The organism is Pseudomonas oryzihabitans (assembly GCF_032027545.1).
In the GTDB taxonomy this organism is placed as follows: Bacteria; Pseudomonadota; Gammaproteobacteria; order Pseudomonadales; family Pseudomonadaceae; genus Chryseomonas; species Chryseomonas oryzihabitans_F.
The window spans coordinates 408,661-416,585 of record NZ_JAVSJB010000006.1; the positions used below are offsets into that span (position 1 = coordinate 408,661).

General features: G+C 66.4%; 8 protein-coding genes. 2 read left to right on the top strand and 6 right to left on the bottom strand.

The annotated features are described in order from the left end of the window. The first annotated feature begins 104 nt into the window (after positions 1–104). Positions 105–857: a TerC family protein gene (locus RND78_RS13420; protein ID WP_312729388.1), complete on the top strand. Its 753-nt coding sequence runs from the start codon at positions 105–107 to the stop codon at positions 855–857. Positions 858–989: 132 nt separating this feature from the next. Next, positions 990–1,214, top strand: a complete 225-nt coding sequence (locus tag RND78_RS13425; protein WP_059314350.1) for a hypothetical protein — start codon at positions 990–992, stop codon at positions 1,212–1,214. A gap of 56 nt (positions 1,215–1,270) precedes the next feature. Here the strand turns inward: RND78_RS13425 and RND78_RS13430 are convergent, their stop codons facing one another. The 6 genes from RND78_RS13430 to RND78_RS13455 form a co-directional block, all read right to left on the bottom strand. Then, on the bottom strand, positions 1,271–2,692 hold the full coding sequence (locus tag RND78_RS13430) for a TIGR00366 family protein (protein ID WP_312729392.1): 1,422 nt from the start codon (positions 2,690–2,692) through the stop codon (positions 1,271–1,273). Positions 2,693–2,904: 212 nt separating this feature from the next. Further along, on the bottom strand, positions 2,905–4,086 hold the full coding sequence (locus RND78_RS13435; RefSeq protein ID WP_312729394.1) for an acetyl-CoA C-acetyltransferase: 1,182 nt from the start codon (positions 4,084–4,086) through the stop codon (positions 2,905–2,907). Positions 4,087–4,100: 14 nt separating this feature from the next. Continuing rightward, the gene (locus RND78_RS13440; RefSeq protein WP_312729396.1) at positions 4,101–4,727 is read right to left on the bottom strand and encodes a CoA transferase subunit B; all 627 of its coding nucleotides are present in this window, start codon (positions 4,725–4,727) and stop codon (positions 4,101–4,103) included. Between the two features lies 1 nt (position 4,728). Next, a complete protein-coding gene (locus RND78_RS13445; RefSeq protein ID WP_312729398.1) occupies positions 4,729–5,430 on the bottom strand; it encodes a CoA transferase subunit A in 702 nt (233 codons plus the stop codon). A gap of 20 nt (positions 5,431–5,450) precedes the next feature. Further along, positions 5,451–6,203: a 3-hydroxybutyrate dehydrogenase gene (locus RND78_RS13450; RefSeq protein WP_312729399.1), complete on the bottom strand. Its 753-nt coding sequence runs from the start codon at positions 6,201–6,203 to the stop codon at positions 5,451–5,453. Positions 6,204–6,213: 10 nt separating this feature from the next. Continuing rightward, entirely contained in the window at positions 6,214–7,608 is a 1,395-nt protein-coding gene (locus RND78_RS13455) for a GntP family permease (protein WP_312729400.1), read from the bottom strand. Positions 7,609–7,925 lie beyond the last annotated feature (317 nt).

Below are 7,925 nucleotides of genomic sequence, written 5' to 3' on the forward strand. Positions count from 1 at the left end.
AGCAGAGGCCTTCACGAGCATTTCACGAGAGGCGCGCTCTGATGCTGAGACCTGCGGCCTGACCTCGCGTCGGGCCTTTCTTCACCCTCTGGAACCGCGCCGCAATGGACTATCTGCTACAACTCGCCGCCGACCCCACCGTCTGGATCGCCCTGGCCACCCTGATCGTGATGGAAGTGGTGCTCGGCATCGACAACCTGATCTTCATCTCCATCATCACCAACAAGCTGCCCGCCCACCAACAGCACAATGCTCGTCGCATCGGCATCGGCCTGGCCTTGATCATGCGCCTGGGCCTGCTCGGTACCGTCGCCTGGATCGTCCAGCTCACCGAGCCGGTCATCGAGCTCTTCGGCAAGAGCTTTTCCTGGAAGGACCTCATCCTCATCGCCGGTGGCCTGTTCCTGCTGTGGAAGGCGACCAAGGAGATCCATCATAACGTCGATCCCGAGCCCGACAGCGCCCTGACCCAGGGTGGCCAGGTAGCGACCCTGGGCTTCAGCTCGGCCATCGTGCAGATCCTCTTGCTGGACCTGGTGTTCTCGGTGGACAGCATCATCACCGCCGTGGGCATGACCGAACACCTGCCGGTCATGGTGATCGCCGTGGTGGTGGCGGTGACCGTCATGTTGCTGGCGGCCAATCCCCTGGCCCGGTTCATCAACAACAACCCCACCGTCGTGATGCTGGCGTTGGGTTTCCTGATCATGATCGGCATGACCCTGATCGCCGAAGGCTTCGGCGCCCATGTGCCCAAGGGCTACATCTATGCAGCCATGGCCTTCTCGGCGCTGATCGAGGGGCTGAACATGCTGTCGCGGCGTGCCAAGCGCCGCAAGCAGGCCGCTGGCAAGTAAGAAATCAAGACGTGCCGGAAGGCCCTGTTACATTCCGGCACGTCTATTGCTAACAATTAATTCAGGGACTAGGCACTATCGGTCGAGACCCTTGTCATAGCAGCGTCACACGCGAGGTTTACAACTGAAGTCATGAACATACAAGCCCAAGCCCAGAACGCCATGCATGCCCTCAGCGCCGCTTTCGCGCCGATGAGCTGCGTCATCGACGCCCCCAGCAAGCGGGGTTTTTCCTTCATCGTCGTCAACGAGCATGGCGTGGCCAAGCACACCCGCCGGATCTACCGCGACGAATACAGCACCCCGAGCCGCCTGCAAGCCATCATCGACAGTACCCGTCTGGCCATCGCCGGCTGAGATTCAGCCGGCTTCTGCTTTACCCCTCCTGCTTCATCCTCTGCGCCCCACCCGAGCTACGGGTGTACCGGCGGCAGATACGCCAACGTTCCCCCCAACAGCCACAGCAGCACCAGCACCAAGGGTGCATGGACCAGCAGCTGTACGAAGGAAAAGCCGACCAGGTCGCGCGCCTTCAGCCCCAGCACGCCCAACAGTGGCAGCATGTAGAAGGGATTGATCAGATTCGGCAGCGCCTCGGCGGCGTTGTAGATCTGCACCGCCCAGCCCAGGTGATACTGCAGGTCGTTGGCCACCTGCATCACATAGGGTGCCTCGATGATCCACTTGCCCCCGCCCGAGGGGATGAAGAAACCCAGTAGCGCCGAATAGACCCCCATCAGCAGGGCGAAGGTGTCGTGGGTGGCGATCTGGGTGAAGAACGCCGCAATATGGTGCGCCAGGGTCTGGCCGTCGGCGCCGTTGACCTTGGTCAGGATGGCGGCGATGGACCCGTACAGCGGAAACTGGATCAGCACCCCGGTGGTGGCCGGCACCGCGCGGGCCACGGCGTCGAGGAAGTGCCGTGGCCGCCAGTGCAGCAGGGCGCCCAGGGTGATGAACAGCAGGTTGTAGGTATTCAGCCCGGAGATGGCCTCGATGGCCGGCTTGCTGGCGAATTCCTGGATCAACCAACCGGCAGCCAGCAGCACCAGCAGGATGATCAGCACCGGGCTATATTCCAGCCATTCCCCCGGGCGGGTCGGTTTGGCGGCTGGTTTGGGCGCTGGGGTGACATCGACGCCGCAGGCGCGGGCATCACGGGCGCTGTCCGGCCCCGGCGCGGTGACATAGGCGATCACCGCCGAAACCACCAGCAGCACCAGCAGCAGGGCGCCGGATTGCCAGAGGAACAGTGTCTGGCTGAAGGGAATCACCCCGGTGATGGCCAGGATCGACGGTGGCAGGCTGGCCGGATTGGCCTGCAACTGCGCCGCCGAAGACGACAGCCCCAGCGCCCAGACCGCACCCAGGCCCAGGTAGGCGGCGGCACCGGCGGCGCGGTAGTCCATCTTGAGTTCTTCACGGCGAGCCAGGGCGCGCACCAGCAGGCCGCCGAACACCAGGCTCAGGCCCCAGTTGAGCAGCGAGGCGAGCATGGCCACCAGGGCCACCCAGCACACCGCACCGCGCCCGGTACTGGGCACCCGCGCCAGGCGCTCGATCAGCCGCGCCGCCGGCCCGGAGCTGGCCACCACATAGCCGCCGATGACCACGAAGGCCATCTGCATGGTGAAGGGAATCAGACTCCAGAAACCATCGCCAAAGGCCTTGGCCGTGGTGGTGGCCGGCGCGCCCATGCCGAGGGCGGCCAGGGCCACCACCGCCACGGCAAGGACGGCGAACACCCAGGAATCGGGAAACCAGCGCTCGGCCCAGTTGGAACAGGCCAGGGCGAACCGCGCGCTGCGCGAATCGCGGGAAGGGGTGGTGGTCATGGGAGATCCTTTTGTTGTTGTTATTGACAGGCGTGGCGTGGAAAACGGCGCAGCCTTTTCCACGGGTTTTCACGTTGAGGGTCTGATCGCGGCCATGGGCCGCTCCTACAAGTACGGCGGCTTCTGTAGGAGCGGCCCGTGGCCGCGATAGGCGTTGACGTCGGTGGGTAAGGCTACGCCGTTACCCACCCTACGTCCCTTGGGATGGTTGGCTACCGCCGCTCCACCGCCAAGGCCACACCCTGGCCACCACCGATGCACAGGGTCGCCAGCCCCCGCCGACCGTCACGGCGGCGCAATTCGTGGAGCAGGGTCACCAGCACCCGGCACCCCGAGGCGCCGATAGGGTGGCCCAGGGCGATGGCGCCGCCGTTGACATTGACCTTCTCGTCATCCCAGCCCAGCTCCTGACCCACGGCCAGGGCCTGGGCGGCGAAGGCCTCGTTGGCCTCGATCAGGTCAAGCTCGGCCAGTTGCCAGCCGGCCTTTTCGAGTGTCTTGCGGGTGGCCGACACCGGGCCGATGCCCATGATCGCCGGGTCTACCCCGGCGCTGGCATAGGCGGCGATATGGGCCAGCGGTTCGAGGCCCAGGGCAGCGGCCTTGGCCGCGCTCATCACCAGCACCGCGGCAGCGCCATCGTTGAGGCTGGAGGCGTTGCCGGCAGTGACGCTACCGTCCTTGGCGAAGGCCGGACGCAGGCGCGCCAGTCCCTCGGCGCTGGTGTCGGAGCGGATGCCTTCGTCGGTGGCGAACAGCAGCGGCTCACCCTTGCGCTGGGGAATGGCCACCGGGGTGATCTCCTCGCGGAAGCGGCCGGATTCCACCGCGGCCGCGGCGCGCTGCTGGGAACGCGCGGCAAAGGCATCCTGGGCTTCGCGGCTGAGCTGGTACTTCTGCACCAGGTTCTCCGCGGTCTGGCCCATGTGGTAGTCGTTGAAGGCATCCCAGAGGCCATCGCTGATCATGGAGTCGACCAGCTCGGCATGGCCTAGCCGCAGGCCGGTGCGCACCTTGGGCAACACATAGGGCGCCAGGCTCATGTTCTCCATGCCACCGGCGATGACGATCTCGGCGTCGCCGCAGCGGATCGCCTGGGCGGCCAGTTGCACCGCCTTGAGACCGGAGCCGCAGACCTTGTTCAGGGTCAGGGCCGGCACCTCGTGGGGCAGTCCGGCCTTGACCGCCGCCTGGCGCGCCGGATTCTGACCGGCGCCAGCGGTGAGTACCTGGCCGAGGATGACCTCATCCACCTGAGCCGGGGCCACGCCCGTCTGTTCCAGCAGGGCGCGGATGACGGTCGCGCCGAGCTCCACCGCGGGTACGTTGGCCAGGGAGCCCTGGAAGCTGCCGACTGCGGTACGGGTGGCGGCGACGATGACGACGTCTTGCATGATCGGGATCTCCTTCAGGCCAGGATGGGGGCGCCAGTGGCGGCGCGCAGTTCATCGAGGCTCACGCCTTCTGCCAGTTCCACCAGCTTGAGGCCGCTAGCGGTCACCTCCAGCACGGCCAGGTCGGTGATGATCAAGTCGACCACGCCGACGCCGGTCAGCGGCAGATCACAGGCCGGCAGGATCTTGTGGGCACCCTTGGCGGTGTGCTCCATGAGCACCACCACGCGCTGCACGCCGGCCACCAGGTCCATGGCGCCGCCCATGCCCTTGACCATCTTCCCGGGGATCATCCAGTTGGCCAGGTCGCCCTGTTCCGACACCTGCATGGCGCCGAGGATGGCCAGGTTCACATGGCCGCCACGGATCATGCCGAAACTGGTGGCGCTGTCGAAGTAGCTGCTGCCGGGCAGGGCGGTGACGGTCTGCTTGCCGGCGTTGATCAGGTCCGGATCGACCGTCTCGGCGGTGGGGAAGGGGCCGATGCCGAGCAGGCCGTTTTCCGACTGCAGCCAGACGTCCATGCCGGCGGGAATGTAGTTGGCGACGAGGGTCGGCAAGCCAATGCCGAGGTTGACGTAGAAGCCGTCCTGCAGCTCCCGGGCGGCGCGTTGCGCCATCTGTTCACGGGTCCAGGCCATCTTACTTCTCCTCGCTCAGGGTGCGTTTTTCGATGCGTTTCTCGGGGCTTGCGTTGACCACCAGGCGCTGCACGAAGATGCCGGGCAGGTGGATCTGGTCGGGGTCCAGCTCACCGGTTTCCACCAGCTCTTCCACCTCGGCCACGCAGACGCGCCCGGCCATGGCGCACAGCGGATTGAAGTTGCGCGCGGTCTTGTTGAACACCAGGTTGCCGGCCTTGTCGGCGCGTTGCGCCTTGACCAGGGCCACGTCGGCGGTCAGCGCCAGCTCCATGACATGGGGCTGGCCATTGAAGTCGCGGACCTCCTTGCCCTCGGCCACCAGGGTGCCGTAGCCGGTGCGCGTGTAGAACGCCGGGATGCCGGCGCCACCGGCGCGCAGTTTCTCGGCCAGGGTGCCCTGGGGGGTGAATTCCAGTTCCAGTTCGCCGGCCAGGTACTGGCGCTCGAATTCCTTGTTCTCGCCCACGTAGGAGGAAATCATCTTGCGGATCTGCCGGGTCTCCAGCAACTGGCCGAGGCCGAAGCCGTCCACCCCGGCGTTGTTGCTGATGGCGGTCAGTTCGCGGGCGCCGGTGTCGCGCAGGGCGGCGATCAGCGCCTCGGGGATGCCGCAGAGGCCGAAGCCGCCCACGGCCAGGGTGATGCCGTCGCTGACCAGCCCGTCGAGGGCGGCCGCGGCGTTGGGATAGAGCTTGTTCATGATGGAGATCCTCGGGTCGTTTATTGGGCGGTCCAGCCGCCGTCCATGGTCCAGGCGGCGCCGCGCACCTGTGCAGCGGCATCGCTGCACAGGAACAGCGCCAGTTCGCCCAGTTGCGCGGTGGTAACGAATTCCTGCGACGGCTGCTTCTCGCTGAGCAGGTCGCGACGGGCCTGGTCCGGGTCGCTGCCGCGGCTGTCCAGCTGTTGCTGGATCAGCGGGGTGAGCACGAAACCCGGGCAGAGGGCATTGCAGGTGATGCCGGTGCGGGCGGTCTCCAGGGCGGTGACCTTGGTCAGGCCCACTACGCCGTGCTTGGCGGCGACGTAGGCGGCCTTGCCGGTGGAGGCCACCAGGCCATGCACCGAGGAGATGTTGACGATGCGGCCCCAGTCGCGCTCGCGCATGCCCGGCAGGGCCAGGCGGGTGGTGTGGAACACCGCCGAGAGATTGAGGGCGATCACCGCGTCCCAACGCTCCACCGGAAAGTCTTCCACCGGCGCCACGTGCTGGATGCCGGCGTTGTTGACCAGGATGTCCACGCCGCCGAAGTCGCGCCCGGCGTAGGCGAAGAGGTCTTCGATTTCCTCCGGCTTGGACAGGTCGGCGCCGTGGAAGCCGCTGCGGCCAGGCAGGCTGGCCTGGGCCGGCGTGGGGTCGCCGAAGCCGTTGAGGATGAGGGTGGCACCGGCGGCGGCCAGGCGCTGGGCGATGCCCAGGCCGATACCGCTGGTGGAGCCGGTGACCAGAGCGGTCTTGCCGGTGAGGTCCATGCTTGTCTCCTTAGACGAGGCCGGTCAGGTAGTAGAGGGCAATGACGAAGAACACCGCGACAGTCTTGATCAGGGTGATCTTGAAGATGCCGCCGTAGGCTTCGCGATGGGTCAGGCCGGTCACCGCCAGCAGGGTGATGACCGCGCCGTTGTGCGGCAGGGTATCCATGCCGCCACTGGCCATGGCCGCTACCCGGTGCAGCACCTCCAGGGGAATGCCCGCGGCATTGGCGGCGGCGATGAAGGTGTCGCTCATGGCGGCCAGGGCGATGCTCATGCCGCCGGAGGCCGAGCCGGTGATGCCGGCCAGCAGCGTCACGCTCACCGCCTCGTTGATCAGCGGATCGGGGATGGCCTTCAGGCCCTGGGCGAACAGCACGAAGCCGGGCAGGGCGGCGATCACCGCGCCGAAGCCATATTCGGACGCCGTGTTCATGCCGGCCAGCAGGGCGCCGGACACGGCGGTCTTGCTGCCTTCGGCCAGGCGCCCGCGGATGGCGCCGAAGCCGGTGGCCAGCACCAGCAGGATGCCCGCCAGCAGGGCCCCTTCCACCGCCCAGATGCCGGTGAGCTTGGCCACTTCCTGGGTCACCGGCTTGGCCATGCCGGGCAAGGCCAGGTTATGGGTGGCGCCGTACCAGTCGGGAATCCAGCGGGTCAGCAGCAGGTTGAGCACGCCTACCAGCACCAGTGGCGCCAGGGCCAGCCAGGGATTGGGCAGCGGCAGGTCGGCGGCGGTCTCGGGCTCGTTGCGCAGCGGCACGCTGGCATAGCCTTCCCCATGACGCCGGGCCTTGCGCTTGGCGCTCTCCAGGTAGAAAAGGCCCACCGCGATGACGAACAGCGAGCCGGCCAGGCCCAGCCAGGGCGCGGCCCAGGCGGTGGTCTGGAAGAAGCTGGTGGGGATGATGTTCTGGATCTGCGGCGTGCCGGGCAGGGCGTCCATGGTGAAGGAAAAGGCGCCCAGGGCGATGGTGGCCGGAATCAGCCGCTTGGGGATATCGCTCTGGCGAAACATCTCGGCGGCGAAGGGATAGACCGCGAAGACCACCACGAACAGCGAGACGCCGCCGTAGGTGAGCAGGGCGCAGACCGTGACGATCACCGGGATGGCGCGCTCGCGGCCGAGCAGGCGGATGGCCGCGGAGACGATGGCGCGGGAAAAGCCCGACAGCTCGATCAGCTTGCCGAACAGGGCGCCGAGCATGAACACCGGGAAGTACAGCTTGAGGAAGCCCACCATCTTGTCCATGAACACCCCGGTGAAGGCGGGCGCCACGGCGGACGGATCGGTGAGCAGCACGGCGCCGAGGGCGGCGAGGGGGGCGAAGAGGATGACACTGAAACCCCGGTAGGCAGCGAACATCAGCAGCGCCAGGGCGGCGAGTGCGATCAGGACACTCATGGCTTCTCCTAGAGCTTCGCCTGGGGCGAAGCGGTTCTTGTTGTTATAGGGCGATGCAGAGATCGCCTGAATGCCGGAGCCAGAACCGTGCCAGGTTTTTAAATTATTGTTTTGTATGGGTTTTTATTTTAATCACTGCCAATTACCGCCATTTTGTCTCAAAAGCTGGACCCCGTAGGTTGGGTTGAGCGCAGCGAAGCCCAACATCAGCCCACGGCCGTTCATGTTTGGCTTCGACCATAAAGCCGCCTCAACTCCATATACGGGATGACTCTGTAGGAGCGGGGGGGGGGGGGGGGGGGGGGGGGGGGGGGGGG